The organism is Streptomyces sp. NPDC031132 (genome assembly GCF_055570595.1).
On record NZ_JBVIGX010000002.1, the window covers coordinates 240,592 to 261,708 of the forward strand.

Below are 21,117 nucleotides of genomic sequence, written 5' to 3' on the forward strand. Positions count from 1 at the left end.
TTCACTCCCCTCCCAGTGTTCACCCGTGGTTGCTATCAGTGCTTTGGCTCCCCCCCCCCCCCCCCCCCCCCCCCCCCCCCCCCCGCCCCCCCCCCGCGTCCCGGTGCAGGGCCGCAGCTCGGTGCCCCGGCAGCGGCAGATCGACCGGGGCCCCGGCCAGCGGGTGACCAGCGGGGACATCGCGGCCCTGCGGTCGGTGAGCGAGCTGTTCCGGACCCTGGACCAGACCTACGGCGGCGGGCACGCCCGGCAGGCCCTGGTGCGCTACCTCGAGCACGAGGCCGAGCCCATGCTCCGCGGCACCTACGGGGAAACCACCGGGCGGCGGCTCTTCTCGGCGGCCGCCGACCTGACCCGGCTCGCGGGCTGGACCTCGTACGACATCGCCGCGCACGGGCTCGCCCAGCGCTACTTCGTGCAGGCCCTGCGCCTCGCCCAGGCCGCCGGGGACCGGCCCTACGGCTCATACGTGCTGGTGACCATGAGCCGGCAGGCCGTGTACCTCGGCCACGGCCGGGAGGCCGTACAGCTGGCCCGCGTCGCGCAGCAGGGCGTCGGCTCCGGGCCGCCGCCGGTGGTGCAGGCGCTCCTGCACTCGGCGGAGGCGCGCGGGCACGCGGTGCTCGGCGAGGTCCGGGCGGCGACGGCCTCGCTGGTGCGGGCCGAGCGCGCGTTGGGCGCGGCCCGGCCGGGGGACGACGTACCGCACTGGGCGCGACTGTTCGACGAGGCGCAGCTGGCGGACGAGTTCGGGCACTGCCACCGGGACCTCCAGCAGTACCGGGCCTCCGCGCAGCACGCGGAGCGGTCCCTGCAGATGCGGGCGCCGGGGTTCGCGCGCTCGCGGCTGTTCTGCCGGGTGGTGCTGGCCACGGCGCGGCTGGGGCTGGGCGAGCTGGACCAGGCGTGCGCGCTGGGTGCGGAGGCGGCGCAGCAGGCGATGGAGATGCGGTCGGTGCGCGCGGTGGAGTACGTACGGGACTTCGAGCGCCGGCTGGAGCCGTACCGGGACGCCTCGGCGGTGCGGACGTACCGGGACCGGGTGGCGGCGCTGTCGTGAGCCGCTGAGACGGGGTCAGGGGTCAGGTGCGGGCCCGGTTCCGCTGGGGGGAACCGGGCCCTGGACCCGTGGTGGTTCTCAGACCGTGGTTCTCAGGCCGTGGTTCTCAGGCAACCGCCGGAAGGGCGGGCTCCGCGCTCGCCGGGAGCCGGATGCCGAAGTCGCGCAGGGCGGCCGTGGCGGCGCGGCGGGCCGAGTGCAGCGCCCCCTGGACGGTGTTGGAGTCGCGGTGGTCGCCGCACACGTACAGCCCGGCCAGGACCCGGACCGGACGGCGCAGGTCGTGGGGCGGCGGCATCGCGGGGACGGCCTCCGGGGCGTGGTGGACGGCCAGCAGCTCCCAGTCGCGGGTGCCGGTCTCGTACAGCCGGGCCAGGCGCGAGGCGACCGTACGCGCCGGCGGCGGCGGGCCGAGCACGGTGGTGGTGACCAGGCTCCGGCCGGCCGGCGCCCGCGTCGGGTCGACCGCGCTCATCACGGCGGTGTGGGCGACGGGCCAGCGCGGATCGCCGTCGAGCAGCAGCGAGCCGTCCCACGGGAGCGCGGCTGCGGTGGCGTGGTGGATGACGGTGACCTGGTGGAAGGCCGGCACCCGAAGCCCCGGCAGCAGTTCGGCGGCGGCCCGCGCGCCGGTGGCCAGGACGGCGGAGCGGCAGCTGAAGTCTCCGTGCTCCTCGGTGGTGACCAGCTTGGTCGCCACCGACCGCACCCGGACCCCGGTGCGCACCGTGCCGGGCGGCAGGGTGGCGGCGAGCAGCTCGGGCAGGGTGGCGGCGCCGCCCTCGGGCACCGCGAGCCGGCCGCGGGCGAAGGTGCGCAGGGCGAGGTCCGCGACCCGGCTGGAGGTGGTGAGCTCCGGGTCGCGCAGGAGGGCGGCGAGCAGGGGCCGCAGGGTCGTGCCGTGGGCCCGGGAGCGCAGGGCGGCGAGGGCCGTGCGCTCGGGGCGGGCCAGTACGCGTTCCACGGGCACGGCGGCGAGCCGGCCGAGGTAGGCGCTGAGCCGGGCCTGGTCGAAGGAGCCGCTGGCCAGTGCGCGGGCCGGGGTCAGCGCTCCGGCGCGCAGCTGCCTGCCGTCCGTGTGGACGAGCACCCCGGGCGCGAAGGGGCGCAGGACCAGGCCGGCCAGGCCCGGGGTCCGGTCGAGTTCCGTGTACGAGGTGTTGAGCAACTGTCCGATCCGGTCCAGCCGGAATCCGTCGACGTGCTCGGTGGCCATCCGGCCTCCGGGATCGTCGGCGGCCTCCAGGACGGTGACCGTGACCCCTGCGGCGATCAGGTGGTGCGCCGCCGCGAGTCCTGAGACCCCGGCTCCTACGATGACGACGTCCGCATGCTGTGCGGCGCGGTGTGAGCTGCTGAGCACGTGCCCCTCCCCGAGGTCGGCGCGGCTGTGTGGGGATCCTCCTTCCCCCAACGGGCTCCATGGGAACCCGAGTTCGGTGGAGTATTACGCCCAACTCCGGTCGCACACCGGTCGCATCCGGGTCACGACCGGTCGCACGGCGCCGAACCGCGCGCCGCGGTGGGGTTTCGGGGGGGGCGGCGGGCGGGGGCGTACCCGGCGGGGCCGGGCGATTCGGGCGGCGCGGGTCCGAAACGGCCCCGGGCGGGACCTATCGGGCCAGCGCGGCGCGGATCGCTTCGTCGATTCCCGGGTACCGGAACGTGAACCCCGTCTCCAACAGCCGGGCGGGCCGCACCCGCTGACTGCCGAGCACGTCCCCGGCGAACTCCCCCAGCACCACGCGCAGGGCGGGTGCCGGTACGGGGAACGGCGTCGGCCGGTGCAGTACGCGGCCCATCGCGGCGGTGACCTCACGGTTGGTCAGCGGCTCGGGGGCGGTCAGGTTGAGGGGGCCGGACAGCTCCGGGGTGTCGATGGCGTGCCGCAGGGCGGCGATCTCGTCGTACATGGAGATGAAGGACCAGTACTGCCGCCCGTTGCCGATCCGGCCGCCGATCCCGGCGCGGAAGATCGGGAACAGCTTGCCCCAGGCCCCGCCCTCGGCGGCGACGACCAGCCCGGTGCGGGCGAAGACCGTCCGTACGCCGGCCGCCTGGGCGGGGGCGGCGGCCGCCTCCCACTCGATGCAGACCTCGGGCAGGAAGCCCTGGCCCGCCGGGGCGTGCTCGTCGACGGCCCGGTCGCCGGTGTCTCCGTAGTAGCCGATGGCGGTGCCGCAGACGAAGACGGCGGGCGGCGCATCGAGCGCGGCGATCGCCCGGGCCATCGCGGCGGTTCCCGCCACCCGGCTGTCCCGGATCTCCTTCTTGTACGCGGCGGTCCACCGCTGTTCGCCGACCCCGGCCCCGGCGAGGTGGACGACGGCACCGCAGCCGGCGAGCCCGGCGGGGTCGACGTACCCGCGCCGCGGGTCCCAGGCCGCCTCGTCGGGCGCGGCGGGCGTGCGGCGCACGAAGCGGACGACGTTGTGGCCGTCTGCGCGCAGGGTCCGTACGAGGGCCCGGCCGATGAGGCCGGTGGAGCCGGTGATGGCGATACGCATGGGCCCATGATGCAGGTCCGCTGCGCGGCGCGTCCGGCGGCGCTGCGCGGCCTCCGTCCGGGTCCGGGCGCGGCGGTGGGGTCAGGTCGTGCCGAGCCAGGTGCCCACCACGTACGTGACCGTCATCGCGAGGGCGCCGCCCGCGACGTTGCGCAGGACCGCCCGGAGGGGAGGTGCGCCGCCGAGGCGGGCGCTGATCACCCCGCACAGCGTCAGCGTGGCCAGCACCGCCGCCACCGTCACCGGCACCCGCTCCGACGGCCCCGGCAGCACGATCGCCAGCAGCGGAAGCAGCGCCCCCACCGTGAACGCGACCAGGCTCGCGAACGCCGCGTGCCAGGGGTTGGCCAGCTCGTCGGGATCGATCCCGAGTTCCACCCGCGCGTGCGCCTTCAGCGCGTCCCGCTCCGTCAGCTGCTGCGCCGCCTCCCTCGCCAGCTCCCGGCTCAGCCCCCTGGCCTCCAGCAGACCGGTCAGTTCCGCCAGCTCCGCCTCCGGCTCCTGCGCCAGCTCCTGCCGCTCCGTCTCCAGCGCGGCCCGCTCCGAGTCCCGCTGGGAGCTCACCGAGACGTACTCCCCCGCCGCCATCGACAGCGACCCCGCCAGCAGCCCGGCCACCCCCGCCGCCAGGATCGAGGCCCGCGAGGTGGTGGCCCCGGCCACGCCCACCACCAGGCCGGCCGTGGAGATGATCCCGTCGTTCGCGCCGAGCACCCCCGCCCGCAGCCAGTTCAGCCGCGTGCTGATCGCCGCGCTCTGCTCCACCCCGTCCGTGTGCGTCACGGGACCACTTTCGGCGCCCGGACCCCGCAGGTCCACCCGGCAGGCCGGTCCGGCGTGCGCGGCCCGGGCCCCGGTACCAGGGTGGAGGGGTGAGACGCCGACGCGAGGAGCCTGGCTGGCTGCACGGGAAGCCGCCACCACTCTGGGCGCGGCTCGCGCCTCCCGCGGCGCTGGTGGCGCTGGTGCTCGCACAGGTCGCCACCCCGGGCGACATCGAGCTGGGCTACTTCCTGGCCGGCCTGCCCCCGGTCGCGGCCTTCGCGTACGGGGCGGCCGGCACCGCCGTCTTCGCCGGGATCGTGCTGCTGCTGCTCGGCGTGTCGTCGCTCGGGGTCGGGCACGCCCAGGGCGCGGACCTGGCCACCGTGGCCGTGGTCGCCCTGCTCAGCGTGGTGATCGCCTGGGTCCGCAGGCGCCGCGACGCGCAGCTGGTCAGCGTGCGGACCGTCGCGGAGGCGGCGCAGCTGGCGGTGCTGCCGCCGGTGCCGGAACGGGTCGGGCCGGTGCGCTGCGCCGGGCTGTACCGGGCCGCCCAGCGCGGCACGCTGGTCGGGGGCGACCTGTACGACGTACGGGTCGGGCCGTACGGGGTGCGGGCGCTCGTCGGCGACGTGCAGGGGCACGGCCTGGCGGCGGTCGGCACGGTCGCGGCGCTGCTCGGCGCCTTCCGGGAAGGGGTGCTGGACGATCCGGAGCTCGCGGGCGTGGCCGCCCGGCTGGACCGCAGGCTGCTGGCGGACACGGCGGGTGCGGCGGGCTCCGCCGGATCGATGGACCCGGCCGGGTCGGTGGGCTCGACCGGGTCGGTGGGCCCGGTCGGGTCTGTGGGCTCGGCCGACGCCGCCGTCGAGCATCCGGAGCTGTTCGCGACGGCGCTGCTGCTGGAGTTCCCGCCCGGGCTGGACCTCGTACGGATCGTCTCGTGCGGGCATCCGCCGGCGCTGCTGCTCCGGGCGACCACGGTGTCGGAGGTGACCGTGGAACCGGGCCCTCCGCTGGGGCTCGGGCTCGCCGGAGCGGACCTCGCGGTGGTGGCCGACGTCCCGCTGCTGCCGGGCGACCGGCTGCTCGCGCACACGGACGGGGTGACCGAGGCCCGGGACGCGGCGGGCGACTTCTACCCCCTGGCCGCCCGGATCCCGGCCCTGGTGAAGGATCCGGCCGGGCTGGTCGAGGCGGTGTGGCAGGACCTGGTGGCGTTCACCGACGGCGGCCCGCGCGACGACGTGGCCCTGCTGGTGCTGTCGCTCCCGGACGGGGCGGCCGTCCCTCGATGACCGAGCAGTCGGGCAGGGCGTCCGAGAACGCCCTGCCCGACGCGGTCGACCGTCGGCCCTGTCGGTTGCTCAGGCTCCGTTGGTGATGATGAAGGCGCGGACCATCTTGCACGTGACGTTCGACGGGCGGTGGATGCCCGTGCGGACGGCCATCGTGCGGATCTTCCGGTTGGTGGCGCGGCGGGCGTCGTACGTCCCCGAGTCGAGCAGGGATATCGCCAGCCGCATCGCCTTCAGCCGGCGGTTGTGGCTCTCGTACCACTCGCGGGGCAGGCCCGCCGGCAGCGGCTTCTTCTTGACGGGCTCAATGGTCGTGGCAGTGGCCATCTACAGCCTCCCAAACGGTAGTTGGCTTCCTGTCGTTCTCCCTCGATTTTACCGGCGACCACTGACAAAAGGCCCTGGCCAGACAGGCTCTGGCTAGGCTGTGGGCCATGGAGATCTGGATCAATCCCGCCTGTTCGAAGTGCCGCAGCGCGCTGACCCTGCTGGACGCGGAGGGCGCCGAGTACACCGTGCGCCGTTACCTGGAGGACGTGCCGTCCGAGGACGAGCTCCGCGAGGTCCTGGGCCGGCTCGGCCTGGAGCCGTGGGACATCACGCGCACCTCGGACCCGCTCGCGAAGGAGACCGGCGTACGGGACCTGCCGCGCGAGGAGACGGACGAGGCCCGGAGCCGCTGGATCGCCCACCTGGCGGCGCACCCGAAGCTCATCCAGCGCCCGATCATCACGGCGCAGGACGGCACGGCGGTCATCGGCCGCTCGGAGGAGGCCGTCCGCGAGGCCCTGTCCCGCTGAGGCCTGCCGGTGCCGGGCCGGGGCGGGGGCGCCCGATCACCGGACGCACCCGGGCGCTCCGCCGACGCGGCGGGGTGCGGTGCCGGGACGGCGTCACGGTCGCCGAGCTCGACGACTCCCGCGGCGGCACGGTCGAGCTGGGCCTGGAGGTGCTCGGCTTCGCGCCGGTCGCCGGCGACACCCGGCTGCTGATCGGCCACCAGCGGCGCGGCCGCTGGGAGCCGATGGTGTGGGACGTGGCCACCGGCGCCGAGCAGGACCTGGCGATCGAGCTGCCCGGCGATGTGAGCGCCGAGTGGTACCCGGACGGCTCCGCCCTGCTGATCGCACACAGCTTCGAGGCGCGCAGCGAGCTCTGGCGCTACGACCTGGCCGCTCAGGAGCTCGCCGGCGCCGCGGGCCCGGGGCCTCCCGGCGGCAGCCGGGCATGATCCGGGAGCCGGGCCGCGGGGCCGAGCCGATCCGCCCCCACCGCGCGGCGCCGACGCCGGTACGGGAACCGACCTGCGTCCCCGAAGACCCCGTCGACGGTTCGGCGCGCCCGCCTACGCTCCCGGTATGACGTCCGACCACACGGCCACCGCCGCCACCGCATCCGGCACGGACTCCGGCACCACCGCTGCCGCCACCGGCGACGGCACGGGTACGGGCACGGGCCTCAACGCTGCCACCGCGTCCGGCACGGGCGCCGGCGCCACAGCTGCCACTGCCGGGTCCGGCCCGGGCGCGAGCACCACCACCCGGTCCGGCGCGGGCGCCGACACCACCGCGGCCCCGTCCACCGCGTCCGGCAGCGGCGTCGGCACGACCACCGCCGGACCCGGCGACGGCACAGGCGCAGGCGCAGGCGCAGCCACTGGCACCGGTACCGACCTGCATCTCGAGCTGCCCCCGCACGGCGCCCGGCGTACCGCCCTCGCCCAGGCCCTGCGCGAAGCCGTCCGCAGCGGGCGGCTCGTCGGCGGGACCCGGCTGCCGCCCTACCGGGCGCTCGCCGCCGACCTCGGGCTGGCCCGCAACGCCGTCGCCGACGCGTACGCCGAGCTCGTCGCCGAGGGCTGGTTCACCGCCCGGCAGGGCTCCGGAACCCGGGTCGCCGAGGGGGCGGCCACCGCCGCCGCGCCCGCCGCCCCGGCCCCGGCCGCTGCCGCAGGCCCCCGCCACGACCTGCTCCAGGGCAAGCCCGACCCCGCGTCCTTCCCCCGGGGCGCCTGGTCCGCGAGCGCCCGGCGGGCCCTCGCCGAGGCCCCCACCGAGGCCTTCGGGCCCGGCGATCCCCGGGGCCGACCGGAGCTGCGGCGGGAGCTGGCCGCGTACCTGTCCCGGGCGCGTGGAGTGCGTACCGGCCCGGAGAACATCGTCGTCTGCTCCGGCTTCGCCAACGGCCTGCGGCTCCTCGCGTCGCTGCGGCCCCGCGACTGGGCCGTGGAGGAGTACGGGCTCCCCTTCCACCGCGGCATCCTCGAAGCCGCCGGCGTCCGCCCGCACCCCGTCCCCGTCGACGAGGACGGCGCCCGCCCGGACGAGATCCCGGCCCGGGCGCGCACCCTGCTGCTGACCCCGGCGCACCAGTTCCCGACGGGCGCCGCGCTGCTTCCGGCGCGGCGGGCCGCCGCCGTGGAGTGGGCCCGTACGACGGGCGGCCTGATCGTGGAGGACGACTACGACGGGGAGTTCCGCTACGACCGCAAGGCGGTCGGCGCCGTACAGGGCCTGGACCCCGAGCACGTCGTCTACGCGGGCTCGCTGAGCAAGTCCCTCTCCCCCGCGATCCGCCTGGGCTGGCTGGTGCTGCCGGACCACCTGGTCGACCGGGTCCTGGCGGCGAAGGGCCTGCGGGAGTCCTGGGCGAGCGCCCTGGACCAGCTGGCGCTGGCCGACTTCATCGCGTGCGGTGGGTACGACCGCCACATCCGCCGCATGCGACACCGCTACCGCGGCCGCCGCGACCAGCTGGTCTCCGTACTGGCGTCCCGCGCCCCGGAGTTGCGGGTGACGGGCATCTCGGCGGGGCTGCACGCGGTCCTGGAGCTCCCGCCGGGGAGGGAAGCCGCGGCCCTGGAGGCGGCCCGCGCGGCGGGCCTGGCACTGGACGGCCTGTCGGGATACCGCCACCCGGCCGCGGTCGGCACGGGCAGGGAGGGACTGGTGGTGGGATACGCGGCGCCACCGGAAGCTTCGTTCGGCCGGGCGGTGCAAGCACTGGCGGAGGCGATGGGGCACGCGGGCCCGGCCTGATCCACAAGACACCCCCTGGCCCGGGACACCTCGTGGACCCGGCAGGCCCGGGCACCTCGCGGACGCGGCGCTGCGCGGCCGCTCGGCCTCGCCCTCATCTCGCATTCACCTGTTCACCCCATAGGGTGTGAAACCGAGCAAATGGGATGTATCAGATCGAAGGATCGGGATGAACGACGACGGACAGCACGAGCTGAACGAAGAGAACGAGCCGAAGCAGCAGCAGGCGCAGCCCTTCCCGGCCGACGCCGGGTCCGACGTCCGGTCTCAGCAACCCGCCGCCGCGCCCCGGCTCCCCCCGCCGCGCCGGGGGGCCGACTGGATGTTCGGCGGGGTCTACGGAACCGTGCTCGCGTCCGGGCTGCTGGCCGCGCTCGATCAGGCGGGCGACGCGTTCACCCCGTTCTACGACGCCAGCTGGGTGCTGGTCACCGCCTGCGCGGCCGCGCTGGCGCACGGCTACTCGCACCACATGACCAGCCATCAGGCCGGCTCCGCCGCCCACCGCTGGCGGGTGCTCTCGCGGGCGCTGTGGAACGAGTGGCCGATGATCGTGGCCACCCTTCCCACCGTCCTGCTGCTGGTCGTCTCCGGCCTCGCCGACTGGGACTCCTACGGGGTGACCGCCGTCGGGCTCGGCCTGAACACCGCGCTGCTGTTCGCCTGGGGGTCCTTCGTGGCACTCCGCGTCGGCTACCGGACCGGTTCGGCGCTGCTGACGGGTCTCGCGGACGCGACCATCGGACTGGCCATCATCGTGGCCAACGCCGTCATCAAGTAGCGCCCCGGCCCGCCGGGCCCCGGCCGCGGCCCGCCCTCAGCCCGGCAGCTGCGCCTCCGCCTCCGCCAGGACCTCCGTCAGCCGGGCCGCGAACTCCGCGTCGCGCGGGTCCGGCACGCCCGTCCGGGCCGCGGTGAGCAGCGCGTCCAGGGCGCGGCCGTACGCGCCGGGTACGTCGGTCCAGTCGGGCAGCGAGAACACGCCCTCGGCCCCGCGCAGCTCCAGCCCCACCCCGGCCGCCGCGGTCGGCGCGCCGAGGCTGAGCACGGCGGTGCTGGCGGCGCCCGAGGCGTGGCGCAGGGCGAGCTGGACCACGTCGGAGGGCCCGCGGGTGGCGGTGACGGAGGTGACGTCGCCCAGGACCGGGATCAGGACGGACAGGGCGTGCGGGCCGACGTCCCAGAGCCCGCCCTTGGCCCTGCGCCAGGGCGAGGCGGCGTACGCGCTGGGCGTGCCGTCGGGCGGGAAGACGGCGCCGAGCCAGTGCGCGCTCGCCGTGAACCAGCCGGAGCGCCCGGCCTGCTCGGCGACCCAGCCGGCGGCGGGCTCGGCGAAGCGGAGGGTGAGGAAGACGACGGAGGCGACGCCGTGCCGGGCGACGGCGTCGGCCACGGCCCGGGCGTCCTCGACGGTCGTGGCGACGGGCTTGTCGAGCAGCAGCTGGCAGCCGGCCCCGGCGGCGCGCACGGCGAGCGGGGCCTGCACGTCGGGCGGCAGGGCGAAGGCCACGACGTCACAATCGGCGAACAGCGCGTCGGGGTCTTCGTACACCTTCACGCCGTACGCGTCGGCCAGCTCGGCGGCGGCTTCGGGGCGGCGGCCCCACACCCCCGCGAACTCGGAGCCGGTGAACTCGGAGGCGGCGTGCGCGGCGAGGGCAGGGGCATGGGTGCGGTGGGCCCAGGGGCCGGTACCCAGCAGGCCGACGCGGGGGCGGGCCGGCAGGCGGGGCGAGTCCGTCGGGGCGGTGGCCGAGGTCAAATCGTACGAAATGCTCACCTGCTCAGTCTGCCCCACTCGGACGGGTGTGCTGCCACCAACCCGCACAACCCACCCGACCTGCAGCGTAAACCTCGGTAACACGGGGTTCACACCCGGGCAACGGACGAGAAATCGCGGGCGGGCACGCTGCGGTCTACACCGCAGCGACATCGCAACACCACGACCGCAGCACCCGCAACGCAGCACCCGCAGAGTCTGCGCCGGAGCGACGCACCGAAGGATGGGGCCCGTGAGCTACAAGGCTGAGTACATCTGGATCGACGGCACCGAGCCGACGGCGAAGCTGCGCTCCAAGACGAAGATCCTGGCCGACGGCGACGCGCTGCCGATCTGGGGCTTCGACGGATCGAGCACCAACCAGGCCGAGGGCCACGCCTCCGACCGCGTGCTGCAGCCGGTGTTCTCCTGCCCCGACCCGATCCGCGGCGGCGACAACCTCCTCGTGCTCTGCGAGGTCATGAACATCGACATGACCCCGCACGAGTCGAACACCCGCGCCCTGCTGCGTCCGATCGCCGAGCAGTTCGCGGACCAGGAGCCGATCTTCGGCATCGAGCAGGAGTACACCTTCTTCGACGGCATCCGGCCGCTCGGCTTCCCGGTGGGCGGCTTCCCGGCCGCGCAGGGCGGCTACTACTGCGGTGTCGGCGCGGACGAGATCTTCGGCCGCGAGATCGTCGAGAAGCACCTGGACCACTGCCTCGCGGCGGGCCTGAGCATCTCCGGCATCAACGCCGAGGTCATGCCGGGCCAGTGGGAGTTCCAGGTCGGCCCGGTGGGCCCGCTGGAGGTCTCGGACCAGCTGTGGATCGCGCGCTGGCTGCTGTACCGCACGGCCGAGGACTTCAACGTCTCGGCGACGCTGAACCCGAAGCCGGTGAAGGGCGACTGGAACGGCGCGGGCGCGCACACCAACTTCTCCACGAAGGCGATGCGCGAGGACTACCGCGCCATCATCACCGCGTGCGAGTCGCTGGGCGAGGGCTCGAAGCCGCTGGACCACGTCAAGAACTACGGCGCCGGCATCGACGAGCGCCTGACGGGCCTGCACGAGACCGCCCCGTGGAACGAGTTCAGCTACGGCGTCTCCGACCGCGGCGCCTCGGTCCGCATCCCGTGGCAGGTGGAGCAGGACGGCAAGGGCTACATCGAGGACCGCCGCCCGAACGCGAACGTGGACCCGTACGTGGTGACCCGCCTGATCACGGACACCTGCTGCACGGGCCTCCAGAAGGAAGGCCTGGTCTAGCCCCCGCCCCACCGCGGCGGAGCCGACCCGGCCGGGGCCGTAGCCCGAACAGCCGGGCTCGGCCAAAGCGCGCCGCACGAGTGGCGCCGACACCCGGTCCACAGACCATTCCGCCCCGCTGGACACAGTCCAGCGGGGCGGAATGGTCACACGGCAGCCGTGGTGACTACGGGACGTTCAGCTTGCCCTGATCGTCTTCCTCGGCCGGCCGTTCATCCGTTCGAGCTCGGACAGCGACGCCTGGTAGGCGCCGAAGTCCTCCTCGACCCGGAACGACCGGACCAGGGCGGCCACCCCGGCGACTCCCTCGTCGCCGCGAAGGTCTCGCCAGCCCATGCAAACCGGTTCACGAGACCCCTTTCCGCCCGGTCAGGGGCCCTGGTTCCGGCTCTGGATCCGCCTCGCCCACTCCTTGACCGCCTTGTTGGAGCTCAGCCCCGGCGAGGGTGGGTACCTGCGGGCCCCTTCGGCGGTCACTGCTCCGACGAACTCCGCCGGTTGCAGGTACCCGTGTTCTTCGGCGGCGTCGCCGGCCGGGTCGCGCGTCGTGCGTCCACGCATCCGACCAGCATGCGATACGAGGCACCGGAGCGGACACCCGGACCGGTGACGTCCGATGTTGCTTTGTCCGTCATTGTCCCTCCCAAGTCGAGGAATGATCGCGGAATTTGAGATTCCGATCCACCACCTGAGACGGGGCCTGCCCCGCGCCCGTTGCTTCTGCTTCAATGAGCTCATGGCCAGCCACTCGCACACCTCGAACGGTCGCAGCGACCTCGAGCCGTTCTGGCCCTCCCGTCAGGACCACGATTTCGACCGGGAGTGTCGCCGCGTGGAGAACGCGCCGACCCTCTAAAGCCTTCCGGGACCTCCCACCGGACCTTCCCGAGGCCTTCGGTCTGCGCGGAACGCGATGACGTACGTACGTCTCCTGCCGACCACTCCGCGTGAAAGAGCTGACCACTCATGTCTCACACCCGTTCCCTGACGTCTGCCGCCTCCGCCGCGACCGCTGCGACCGCGTCCTTCGCCCATCCGCCCGGTCCACGCCACCGGCTGCGTGCCGTGGACCGCGACGAGGTCGCCCGCGTGGTCGACCTCCTGCCGCCCGGCGCCACCTGGCTGCCCGCGCCGCAGCACACCCTGCCCGCGCTGCCGGGCCAGCCGCCGATGGTCGGCTACCTGGTCCTCGTACCGGCGGACCAGCAGCCGCCGATCGCCTTCGCCCCCCAGTCCGTTCCCGCCCCGGCCGCTCCCCGGCCGGCCCCGGCCACCACCGGGGACGAGCTCGTCCGTATCGACGCGGCGCAGCGCACCGCCGAGGTCGACGGCCGGGTACTCGACCTGACGTACCTGGAGTTCGAGCTGCTGGCCCACCTGGTGGCGCACCCGCACCGGGTGCACAGCCGGGACCAGCTGGTGACCACGGTCTGGGGCTACGGCCACGTCGGCGACGGCCGGACCGTGGACGTCCACGTCGCCCGACTGCGCCGCAAGCTGGGCGCGGCGCACCGCGGCGCGATCCAGACGGTGCGCCGCGTGGGCTACAAGTACGCCCCCTGAGTACCGGTTCGGCCACCACGGCGCCCCGCACGACGGTGGGCCCGTACTCCGCGAGGGAGTACGGGCCCACCGTGCGCGTCGGGACGGACCGTCCGGCTAGGCGGCGGTGGCCGCCTTGGCGCGGCGCGCCGCGAGCAGCCCCAGCAGCACGTCGACCACCAGGAAGGCGACCAGGCTGATGCCCAGCAGCGGTACGAACCACCCGACCGCGGCGATCACGGCGGCCAGCGGGAGCAGCATGGGCAGCGGCACCTTGCGCCAGGCTCCGCGCGGCTGGGCGCGGCCCACCGAGAGGGTGCGGTCCTTGGTGGGCCGGCGCAGCCACCACATCCGGTAGCCCCAGAAGACCAGGAACATCACCGCGACCGCGAGCGCGGCCAGCGCGATCTGGTTGGCGAGGCCGAAGGTCTTCCCCATGTGCAGGTCGATGCCGAAGCGCGTCAGCTGCGCGAGGACGGGATAGTCGGCGAAACGGAGTTCGTCCATGATCCTGCCGTCGGCGGGGTCCACGGCGACGGCGTCCAGGTGGACCGGCAGCTGCTTGTCCTGCTCCTTGATCACGTAGCCGTTGCCCTTGGCGGGCAGGGTGATGCGGAGCTCGTCGGTGACCCCGGCGGCGCGCGCGGCGGCCACGGCCTTGTCGATGCCGATGTCCGCGGCGGGCGGCGTCTGGGGCATCTCCATGCCGTCGGGCATGCCGTGCCCGGCGTGCTCGCCGGAACCGGAACCCGAACCCGAGCCGGAGCCCTCACCGGAATCCGAACCGGGCGCGAGGGCCGCGGACACGGACGGGGTGGCGCCGCCGAGGCCGTCCTGGAGCTGGCCGATGTTCTCGCCCGCGTACTTCGACCAGGTCAGCCCGGTGGCGGACAGCGCGACGAGTCCGGCGACGGCCCAGAGGCCGACGGCCCCGTGCCAGGAGAGGGTCTTGCGGCGGCCGGTGGCGGCGCGGTCGGGCAGGACGAGCAGGGCCTTGCGGGAGCGGCGGCGGCCGATCCACAGGGCGAGTCCTCCGAGTGCGACGACCCACAGCCAGCTCGCGGCGAGCTCGCTGTAGTTCCGGCCGAACTCGCCCAGCTGGAGGCTGGAGTGGAACTCGCTGAGCCAGGCGCGCAGCGGCAGCGCGTCGCCCTCGGTGGTCAGTTGTCCGTTGACGTGGGCCGTATACGGATCCACGAACACGGTCCGGGTCTGGCCCTCCTCCAGCCCCGGCACCTCCAGGATCACGCGGGTGGTCGCCTCGGCGTCGGGCCCGGGCCAGACGCCCACGACCTTGCCCTCGGGGACGGTGGCCCGGGCGGCCGTGACCTGGGCGCTGAGCGGCACCGTGCTCTCGCGGACCTCGGTGACGGTCAGTTCGTCGGAGTAGATGATCTTCTCGGCCTGCCAGGAGGCGGCGTACAACAGGCCGGTGGCGGCGGCGAGGAAGATCAGCGGGGCTATCAGGATCCCTGCGTAGAAGTGCATGCGCAGGAGCAGCGGCCGCAGCGCCGCCCAGGGGCCGGGCTTCGAGGGCGCCTCGGCCGAAGCGACCGCGTCGGGCGTTCCGGCTGTGGCAGATGCGGCGGGTGTGTCGGGTGCGGCGGGTGCGTCGGCGTCCGGGGTGCGGACGTCCTGAACCTCTTCAAGGGACATGTGGGTCCTAGGTGTTGGCCCTGTGGGCGAAGACTCGGGTGAACCGGCCCCGGGTCCCGCCACCTCGCCGATGAAGGAGGTGCGCCGGTCAGGCGCAGGCAGGACGGCCGGGGGCCGTGGCGCGGGTGTCTCGCCACCCGGGCGGGCCCCGGCGCACCAAGGCGTGCGCGGGCACGGCTCCGCGCAGCCTGCGCGGGGGTTCGTACGCGGGGCGGGGCGCGGGCCGCGGCGGTACGGGGGCCACGCGCACCCGGACCAGGGCGATCGCGCGGGCGAGCGGGCGGGCCGCCAGCAGCGCGGCGGACCCGAGGACCGCGGCCAGCCGGAACACGGCCGCCTCGCCCCACGCCAGCCAGGCGGCACAGAACAGCCCGGCGAGCACGTGCGCGGCGATCATGCCGAGGCCGCCGTGCCCGGCCATGTCGGCCATGCCCGCCATCCCGCCCATGTCCGCCATCCCGGCCACGCCGTCCGCGCCGCCCCCACCGGCCGCGCCGGCCGCCGTCTCCGGCAGCGCGGTACCCGCCAGGTGGTGGTGCCCGGGCATCGGCTCGGGCAGGGACAGGGACATGGGCAGGGGCAGGGACTTCGCGGTGTGGCCGACGTGGCCGGCGTGACCGCTGTTGCCGCCGTGTCCCGCCTGACTGTCGGAGAAGACCAGGTGCAGTACGCCCTGGACGGCGAGCAGCGCCGCGCTGATCCCGAGGGGCCCGCGGCGGCGCCCGGCTGCGAGCCATGCGAGCCCGCCGGTCGCCCCGAAAGCACCCAGAAGGCCCATCGGCGGGATATCCGTGCCGGACATGTACGAATGCCCCACGGCGCCCAATGCGGTGCACACCGCCGCGAACATCGCGGCGCGTGCGGCGCGCATCGGCGCGGGTGTCTCTGGCATGGCAGGAACATGCTCGCACGGGACCCGGTTCCGCCAGACCGAGGGCCGTATCCGATCATGATCGGATGAATTCACTGCCATGGCCGCCGCCGACCATCGGCGTGGTGTATGCAGGCGGGGTCCAGCTCGGCGCGTACGCGCTGGACCGGCTGGGGGCGGCGGAGCGGGACCGGGTGCTGCGGGGCTGCTCGACGAATGTCGACAACCTCGCCGCCGGGCGCTGGGAGACCCTGCTGAGCAGCGCCTTCGTCGTCGAGGAGCCCATGCCGCTGCCGTACGCGCTGCTGCTCGTCGCGGTCCTCGGGTACGCGGAGTACGCGTACGGGGCCTGGTGGACGGCAGCGGTGTTCGCGTTCGGGCACGCCACGGCGACCCTCCTCGTCTACGGAGCCCTGCGCCGGACGGCCGAACCGCCGACCCGGCGGGCCCTGGACGTGGGGACCAGCTACGGGTTCAACGCCGTGCTCGGCGCACTGACCTCCGCACTGCCGCGCGGGCCGGTCCGGACGGCGGCCCGGGTGGGGCTGTTGGCGCTCGCCGCGGGGCCGGTGCTGAAGCGAGACCGGACTTTCACGGACGCGGGGCACCTGGCGGCCCTGGGGATCGGGGTCGGGTTTTCGCTCGCGCTCGATTACCTATCCGGGACGAAACATCCGAAAATCGGGTGAACACGCACCACCCGCCCTATCCCCATCACCCGCATCACCCGCATCACCGCATCGCCCACCCCCCTCTGTACCGCCCGCACCGCCTGCACACCGCTGGAGCCGCCACGATGACCACGACCACCCCCTCCACCACCGTCGCCAACCTGCGCGACCTGGGCGGTACCCCTCTCTCCGGCGGGCGCACCGTCCGCCCCGGGCTGGTCCTGCGCTCCGGCCAGCTCGACCGGCTGGACGTCGACGCCGACCCGGTCGTGGCCGCGCTGGGCCTGCGTACGGTCGTCGACTTCCGCACCGACGCCGAGCGCGCCGACCACCCGGACCGGATACCCGAGGGCGCCCGCCTCCTGGTCAGCGACGTCCTCGCCGACAAGCTGAGGGCCGGCAAGATGCCGGCCGCCACGCAGCTCAAGCACCTGCTCTCCGACCCGGCGGTGGCGGAGGAGCACCTGGGCGGCGGCAAGGTGCAGAAGCTGTTCGCCGACACCTACCGGTCCTTCGTGAGCACCGCTTCCGCGCAGGCCGCGTACCGGACCCTGCTCACCGAGCTCGCGGACCCGGACGCGGGCCCGCTGCTGTTCCACTGCACGGCCGGCAAGGACCGTACGGGCTGGGGCGCGACCGTCGTCCTGTCGCTGCTCGGCGCGGACGACGAGACCCTGATGGCCGAGTACCTCTCCGTCAATCCGGCGGTCAAGCAGGCCTTCGCGCCGCTGATCGAGGGCTTCACCGTCGCCGGCGGCAACCCGGACATCGCGCTGGCCCTGATCGGCGTCTTCCCCGCGTACCTGGAGGCCGCGCTCGACGAGGTGAACACGCGGTACGGCTCGATGGAGAAGTACGTGCGCGAGGGCCTCGGCGTCCCCGACGAGACGGTCGAGGCGCTCCGCGCCCGCCTCGCGGCCTGATCCGGACCTGCTCCGCCCCCTTCCGCGGCCGGTATTCGACCCGAACGTGTGACCTGGAGACGGGTGACCATCCGACGATTCGCTCGTTCTGCTGAACGTGACTGCGCCGGATACCGCCACCCGTCCCCCGTCTCCCGTGCCGCCCGACGTCGAGCTGGCCGAGGCCGCCATCGTCGAGCACTACCCGCGGCTGGTGCGGCTCGCCTATCTGGTGCTGCCGCCCTCCCTCGGCCGCAACCGGCGGGTGCTCACCGCCCATTCGCTGGCCCAGCGGGCCCTGCCGCGCGGGCGGCGCGGCGCCGGTGCGGAGGCCGCGGCCGCAGCCGCGGTACAGGGCGGGGTTCCGGGCCAGCGCGGGACCGCGAGCGCCGACTCCGGGTACGCGTACGTCCGCCTGCGGGTGTTGCGCGCCGCCCTGGAGGCCGGGATCCCGCTGACCTTCCGGGCGCTGCCCCGGCGGGCGCAGCTGCCTCCGCTGCTCCCCCAGGTGTGGGGGCTGCGGCTGTTCCCGCGCTCGGGCGGGGCCGAGGAGCTGGCCCTGGACCAGTGGCTGGCCACACTCGACGGGCCCGGCCGGGCGGCCTGCGTCCTGCGCGCCCTCGAGCGGCTGCCGGAGCCCGAGGTGCTCAGGGTGCTGACCGAGGCCGGGGTGGCGAACCCCGCCGCCGCGGTCGCGGAATCCGGGGATCCGGCCAACGACGCCCTGTTCGCCTCCCCCGAGTTCGATCCGTGCGTGCTCCAGGCGCGTCCCACCGACCTGCTGCGCCGGCGCCGGTTCGTCCGGGCCGGGCTGGCCGCCGCGGCCGCCCTCGCCGTGTGCGGGGCGCTGCTCGCGCTGCCCGGCGGCGGCTGGGGCGCGGACGGGGCCGCGGCCCCGCCGTACGCGCGCAACCTGGCGGCGGAACAGGCCCTGGATCCCGGCAAGCTGGTCAGGGTCGCGCCCTCGCTCTGGCGTACGTCCTCCCGTACGGGCTTCTCCACCTGGCCCGCGCGCGGCGACCGCACCGACGACTCCGAGCTGCTGCGCCGGGCGCTGGCCGTCTGGGCCCGGCCGGGCTCGACGGTGGTCGCCTCGGCCACCCCCGGCACGCCGCCCGGGCCGCCGATGGGCCCGCCGCAGCTGCTGTTCGCGGGCACCGTCGACCAGGCGGTCGTGGTCCTGCTGTACGACGGCCTGCGCGTGGTCCGGTACGCCGAACCGCGCACCGGGACCTCGGTCGCCGCCCTCGACTTCGCACGGACCGACGGCGCCTCGGCGGAGAACGCGACCGCGCTGGTGCTGAGCCGGGTCGACGGCAACGTCCGCTACCTGACCGCGCCGTGGGTCACCGGGGTGGGGCTGCGGGACCTGCTGAAGCCCCATGACGCCGCGGCCGCGCTGAAGCCGAGCCAGGACGGGATCACCCCGCCGGTGGCGAGCCCCGCGCCGTCGGGCAACTGCACCGGCTGGAACGCCCTGGCCCTGACCGGCAACGGCTCCACCCGGCTGGTCACCGACCTCGGCGAGCTGACCCCGGCCCGGCTGACCTCGGGCGCGCCGGGCGCGGAGCGCGACGTGGCGGAGGGCGCGGAGCTCGGCGACTGGTCGCGGATCGCGTGCCTGCTGCCGTCGGTCCGCTCGCACGGCGTCCGCAGCGTGAACGCCTGGACGTACGCGAAGCAGCCGCTGCCCGAGGGCGACGGCACGGCGACGTGGCTGTGCACCCGGGCGGAGACCTGGTCGGGTGTGGAGGACCGGGTGCAGGCGCAGTTCCTGACCCCGGGCGCCCCGCTGGCGGCGCAGGCGGCGAAGGCGGAGGGCTCGCCGGCGTGCGGGCCGCGGGAGCCGCGGGTGCTGGCGGGCGTGCTGTGGAAGTCGAAGGCGGGCCAGTGGTACGTGCTGGCGGCGGGCAGCGCGCAGTTCGCGTCGCTGTCGGTGTCGGGCGGCGGGGTGAACGGGTCGGCGAAAGGCAACCGGCTGGCGGTGAAGGCGCCGGCGGGAGCGCAGGTGGAACTGGCGGGCAAGCTCACGGACGGTACGAAGGCGGGGGTGCTCCGGTAGCCGCACAGGCGGGTGGGTGAATCTTCAACCGTCAAGAACGGCCGGGGAGTTGGCGGAATCCGGACATGACTGCCGCAGCGCAGACATGGCATGATCGGATTCCGGTTACCACGCGGTAACCCTCCAACACCCCCCTCACGTACTGAAGGTTCACCCACGTGCGCACGCTCGCCCGACGGCTCCTCCTCCCCGGCCTGACCACCCTGGCGCTCACCGCCACCGGCTGCTCCTCGACACCGCACACCGGCGCCTCCGACGCCGCCGCCCCCGCCACCCTCGCGCCCGCGGGGGACGGCGCGTCGCAGCAGCTCGACGTGGCCGCGGCGCCGCAGGGGACGCCCACACCGGCGGCCGTGGCCCGCGCCGGCGGTAAGGGGAAGACCGAGAAGTCCTCGCTGAAGGTCGCCTCGTACGACCAGGCGAGCGGACGGGCCGTCATAGCCAGGGCCCCGCAGGGGCCCGCCACCCGTTCCCCTTCGCCGGGCAAGAAGCCGGAGGCGGGCAAGTCCGCGGAGGCGGGCAAGTCCCCCGGCTCCGGTACCTCGCCCGAGGCGGGCGCGTCCCCCGAGGCCGACAAGCCCGTCGCCGTGGGCGACGTCATCGCCAGCGCACCGGCGCCCGGCGCCCCCAACGGCCTGCTCGCCAAGGTCACCGAGGTCGTGGGGAAGACCGACCGCGGCACCGAGGTCAAGACCGCCTCCACGACGCTGGCCTCCGTCCTGAACGACGACAAGGCCGACGGCAAGGTCCCCGTCGACCCGTCGTCGGTCACCGTCGAGCCCCTGATGAAGGGCGTCACCTTCTCCTGGGCCAAGAGCGGGGGCGTGAAGTTCGGCCCCGAGGGCGCCAAGCTGCCGCTCGGCAACCTGCGGCTCGACGTGAACGCCGCCGTCGACACCGCCCCGGACGCCCCCGCCTCGGCGGGCGCCTCGGTGTCCGGGTTCGTCCAGCTCGCCCCCCAGGTGGAGTTCTCGTACGACGGCAGCGGCGGCTCCGGCCCGCGCGGCGCGTTCCTCGGCATGAGCGGCGACTGGTCCTCGCAGTGGAAGCTCCAGGGCCGCGCCGCCGCGAGCACCGGGGCGGCGAAGCGGATCCCGTTCGCCAAGCTGCACAGCGCTCCGGTCATCCAGGTCGGCCCGGTGCCGGTCGTCGTCAACCTCGACCTGACCTGCTACGTCCAGGTGGAGGCCGACGGGCGCGTGACCCTCGACGTCCAGCAGGACGTCAAGGGCGACTTCAAGGTCGGCGGCACGTACGCGCTGGGCAAGGGCTGGACGTCGGTCAGCCAGTCCAACGTCAAGAGCACTCCGGTCACGGCGACCGTCACCGCTTCCGGCAAGGTCAAGGGCGCCCTCGGCGCCGAGGCCTCCGTCGGCCTGTACGGGGCCGTCGGCGTCAGCGCGGACTTCGCCCCGTACCTGCGCGGTGAGGCCGACGCCAAGGCGAGCGCGTCCAGCGACGGCAAGACCTCCCTCAGCGGCGCCTGGGCGCTGTACGGCGGCTTCGACCTGAGCGGGAACCTGCACCTGCAGCTCTCCTTGTTCGGCACGCCGCTCTTCGAGCGCAAGATCCCGCTGGGCGCCCTCAACCGCGAGTGGGCCCTCGCGAGCGGCCACGCCGAGCGCTAGCCGGACGAGCCGGACGGCAGCGGACCCGAGTCCCCCGGGCGCGACGCGCGCCCGGGGGACTCCTGCGTGAAGTGGTCGGTGCAGAGGG

At 74.8% G+C, this 21,117-nt stretch carries 20 protein-coding genes and 1 pseudogene; 12 read left to right on the forward strand and 9 right to left on the reverse strand.

Annotated elements, in window-relative coordinates:
• A partial coding sequence (locus ACZ49B_RS04120) for a regulator (protein ID WP_468300209.1) occupies positions 1-1,060 on the forward strand: 1,060 nt, incomplete at its 5' end.
• 106 nt (positions 1,061-1,166) lie between these two features.
• On the opposite strand, the gene ACZ49B_RS04125 is transcribed toward ACZ49B_RS04120, so the two are convergent.
• From ACZ49B_RS04125 to ACZ49B_RS04135, 3 genes are all read right to left on the reverse strand, one after another.
• A complete protein-coding gene (locus ACZ49B_RS04125; protein WP_468300211.1) occupies positions 1,167-2,423 on the reverse strand; it encodes an FAD-dependent oxidoreductase in 1,257 nt (418 codons plus the stop codon).
• A 250-nt stretch (positions 2,424-2,673) separates the two neighbouring features.
• A complete protein-coding gene (locus ACZ49B_RS04130; RefSeq protein WP_468300213.1) occupies positions 2,674-3,567 on the reverse strand; it encodes a TIGR01777 family oxidoreductase in 894 nt (297 codons plus the stop codon).
• An 81-nt stretch (positions 3,568-3,648) separates the two neighbouring features.
• Positions 3,649-4,350 (reverse strand): VIT1/CCC1 transporter family protein, encoded by a 702-nt coding sequence (locus ACZ49B_RS04135; protein ID WP_468300215.1) that lies wholly within the window; start codon positions 4,348-4,350, stop codon positions 3,649-3,651.
• An 89-nt stretch (positions 4,351-4,439) separates the two neighbouring features.
• On the opposite strand from ACZ49B_RS04135, the gene ACZ49B_RS04140 reads away from it, so the two are divergent.
• Positions 4,440-5,627, forward strand: coding sequence for a PP2C family protein-serine/threonine phosphatase (locus ACZ49B_RS04140; RefSeq protein ID WP_468300217.1), 1,188 nt, complete (start codon positions 4,440-4,442; stop codon positions 5,625-5,627).
• Between the two features lie 69 nt (positions 5,628-5,696).
• Here the strand turns inward: ACZ49B_RS04140 and ACZ49B_RS04145 are convergent, their stop codons facing one another.
• Complete coding sequence (locus ACZ49B_RS04145) at positions 5,697-5,954, reverse strand: hypothetical protein (RefSeq protein ID WP_468300219.1); 258 nt, start codon at positions 5,952-5,954, stop codon at positions 5,697-5,699.
• 107 nt (positions 5,955-6,061) lie between these two features.
• On the opposite strand from ACZ49B_RS04145, the gene ACZ49B_RS04150 reads away from it, so the two are divergent.
• From ACZ49B_RS04150 to ACZ49B_RS04165, 4 genes and pseudogenes are all read left to right on the forward strand, one after another.
• Positions 6,062-6,427, forward strand: a complete 366-nt coding sequence (locus tag ACZ49B_RS04150) for an ArsC/Spx/MgsR family protein (protein WP_468300221.1) — start codon at positions 6,062-6,064, stop codon at positions 6,425-6,427.
• Between the two features lie 86 nt (positions 6,428-6,513).
• Positions 6,514-6,855 (forward strand): annotated as a pseudogene (locus ACZ49B_RS04155) (TolB-like translocation protein); the annotation flags it as partial.
• A gap of 130 nt (positions 6,856-6,985) precedes the next feature.
• Positions 6,986-8,665, forward strand: coding sequence for a MocR-like pyridoxine biosynthesis transcription factor PdxR (pdxR, locus tag ACZ49B_RS04160; RefSeq protein WP_468300223.1), 1,680 nt, complete (start codon positions 6,986-6,988; stop codon positions 8,663-8,665).
• A gap of 169 nt (positions 8,666-8,834) precedes the next feature.
• On the forward strand, positions 8,835-9,446 hold the full coding sequence (locus tag ACZ49B_RS04165) for a hypothetical protein (protein ID WP_468300225.1): 612 nt from the start codon (positions 8,835-8,837) through the stop codon (positions 9,444-9,446).
• A 36-nt stretch (positions 9,447-9,482) separates the two neighbouring features.
• On the opposite strand, the gene ACZ49B_RS04170 is transcribed toward ACZ49B_RS04165, so the two are convergent.
• Positions 9,483-10,439 carry a Gfo/Idh/MocA family protein gene (locus ACZ49B_RS04170; protein WP_468300756.1) on the reverse strand — a complete coding sequence of 319 codons (957 nt, stop codon included), beginning with the start codon at positions 10,437-10,439 and terminating at the stop codon, positions 9,483-9,485.
• Between the two features lie 238 nt (positions 10,440-10,677).
• Between ACZ49B_RS04170 and glnII the strand changes: the two genes are divergently transcribed.
• Positions 10,678-11,697 (forward strand): glutamine synthetase, encoded by a 1,020-nt coding sequence (glnII, locus tag ACZ49B_RS04175; protein WP_468300227.1) that lies wholly within the window; start codon positions 10,678-10,680, stop codon positions 11,695-11,697.
• 177 nt (positions 11,698-11,874) lie between these two features.
• On the opposite strand, the gene ACZ49B_RS04180 is transcribed toward glnII, so the two are convergent.
• Together ACZ49B_RS04180 and ACZ49B_RS04185 are read right to left on the reverse strand one after the other, a co-directional pair.
• Entirely contained in the window at positions 11,875-12,033 is a 159-nt protein-coding gene (locus ACZ49B_RS04180) for a hypothetical protein (RefSeq protein ID WP_468300229.1), read from the reverse strand.
• A gap of 33 nt (positions 12,034-12,066) precedes the next feature.
• Positions 12,067-12,258 carry a hypothetical protein gene (locus ACZ49B_RS04185; protein ID WP_468300231.1) on the reverse strand — a complete coding sequence of 64 codons (192 nt, stop codon included), beginning with the start codon at positions 12,256-12,258 and terminating at the stop codon, positions 12,067-12,069.
• A 405-nt stretch (positions 12,259-12,663) separates the two neighbouring features.
• On the opposite strand from ACZ49B_RS04185, the gene ACZ49B_RS04190 reads away from it, so the two are divergent.
• A complete protein-coding gene (locus tag ACZ49B_RS04190; protein WP_468300233.1) occupies positions 12,664-13,260 on the forward strand; it encodes a winged helix-turn-helix domain-containing protein in 597 nt (198 codons plus the stop codon).
• A 96-nt stretch (positions 13,261-13,356) separates the two neighbouring features.
• On the opposite strand, the gene ACZ49B_RS04195 is transcribed toward ACZ49B_RS04190, so the two are convergent.
• Entirely contained in the window at positions 13,357-14,895 is a 1,539-nt protein-coding gene (locus ACZ49B_RS04195; protein WP_468300235.1) for a PepSY-associated TM helix domain-containing protein, read from the reverse strand.
• Between the two features lie 88 nt (positions 14,896-14,983).
• The gene (locus tag ACZ49B_RS04200; RefSeq protein ID WP_468300237.1) at positions 14,984-15,787 is read right to left on the reverse strand and encodes a hypothetical protein; all 804 of its coding nucleotides are present in this window, start codon (positions 15,785-15,787) and stop codon (positions 14,984-14,986) included.
• Positions 15,788-15,852: 65 nt separating this feature from the next.
• Between ACZ49B_RS04200 and ACZ49B_RS04205 the strand changes: the two genes are divergently transcribed.
• From ACZ49B_RS04205 to ACZ49B_RS04220, 4 genes are all read left to right on the forward strand, one after another.
• Positions 15,853-16,455, forward strand: a complete 603-nt coding sequence (locus tag ACZ49B_RS04205; RefSeq protein ID WP_468300239.1) for a rhomboid-like protein — start codon at positions 15,853-15,855, stop codon at positions 16,453-16,455.
• Between the two features lie 107 nt (positions 16,456-16,562).
• Entirely contained in the window at positions 16,563-17,360 is a 798-nt protein-coding gene (locus ACZ49B_RS04210) for a tyrosine-protein phosphatase (RefSeq protein WP_468300241.1), read from the forward strand.
• A gap of 97 nt (positions 17,361-17,457) precedes the next feature.
• Positions 17,458-19,401, forward strand: coding sequence for a hypothetical protein (locus ACZ49B_RS04215; protein WP_468300243.1), 1,944 nt, complete (start codon positions 17,458-17,460; stop codon positions 19,399-19,401).
• Positions 19,402-19,559: 158 nt separating this feature from the next.
• Entirely contained in the window at positions 19,560-21,029 is a 1,470-nt protein-coding gene (locus ACZ49B_RS04220) for a hypothetical protein (protein ID WP_468300245.1), read from the forward strand.
• Positions 21,030-21,117 lie beyond the last annotated feature (88 nt).

What these genes read in the sequence shown, in the direction of transcription:
- ACZ49B_RS04145 (WP_468300219.1), bottom strand. Translation starts at nt 5,954, where the DNA reads ATGGCCACTGCCACGACCATTGAGCCCGTCAAGAAGAAGCCGCTGCCG.
- ACZ49B_RS04205 (WP_468300239.1), top strand. Translation starts at nt 15,853, where the DNA reads ATGAATTCACTGCCATGGCCGCCGCCGACCATCGGCGTGGTGTATGCA.
- ACZ49B_RS04200 (WP_468300237.1), bottom strand. Translation starts at nt 15,787, where the DNA reads ATGCCAGAGACACCCGCGCCGATGCGCGCCGCACGCGCCGCGATGTTC.
- ACZ49B_RS04165 (WP_468300225.1), top strand. Translation starts at nt 8,835, where the DNA reads ATGAACGACGACGGACAGCACGAGCTGAACGAAGAGAACGAGCCGAAG.
- ACZ49B_RS04130 (WP_468300213.1), bottom strand. Translation starts at nt 3,567, where the DNA reads ATGCGTATCGCCATCACCGGCTCCACCGGCCTCATCGGCCGGGCCCTC.
- ACZ49B_RS04190 (WP_468300233.1), top strand. Translation starts at nt 12,664, where the DNA reads ATGTCTCACACCCGTTCCCTGACGTCTGCCGCCTCCGCCGCGACCGCT.
- ACZ49B_RS04150 (WP_468300221.1), top strand. Translation starts at nt 6,062, where the DNA reads ATGGAGATCTGGATCAATCCCGCCTGTTCGAAGTGCCGCAGCGCGCTG.
- ACZ49B_RS04210 (WP_468300241.1), top strand. Translation starts at nt 16,563, where the DNA reads ATGACCACGACCACCCCCTCCACCACCGTCGCCAACCTGCGCGACCTG.
- pdxR (WP_468300223.1), top strand. Translation starts at nt 6,986, where the DNA reads ATGACGTCCGACCACACGGCCACCGCCGCCACCGCATCCGGCACGGAC.
- ACZ49B_RS04180 (WP_468300229.1), bottom strand. Translation starts at nt 12,033, where the DNA reads ATGGGCTGGCGAGACCTTCGCGGCGACGAGGGAGTCGCCGGGGTGGCC.
- ACZ49B_RS04185 (WP_468300231.1), bottom strand. Translation starts at nt 12,258, where the DNA reads ATGCGTGGACGCACGACGCGCGACCCGGCCGGCGACGCCGCCGAAGAA.
- ACZ49B_RS04195 (WP_468300235.1), bottom strand. Translation starts at nt 14,895, where the DNA reads ATGTCCCTTGAAGAGGTTCAGGACGTCCGCACCCCGGACGCCGACGCA.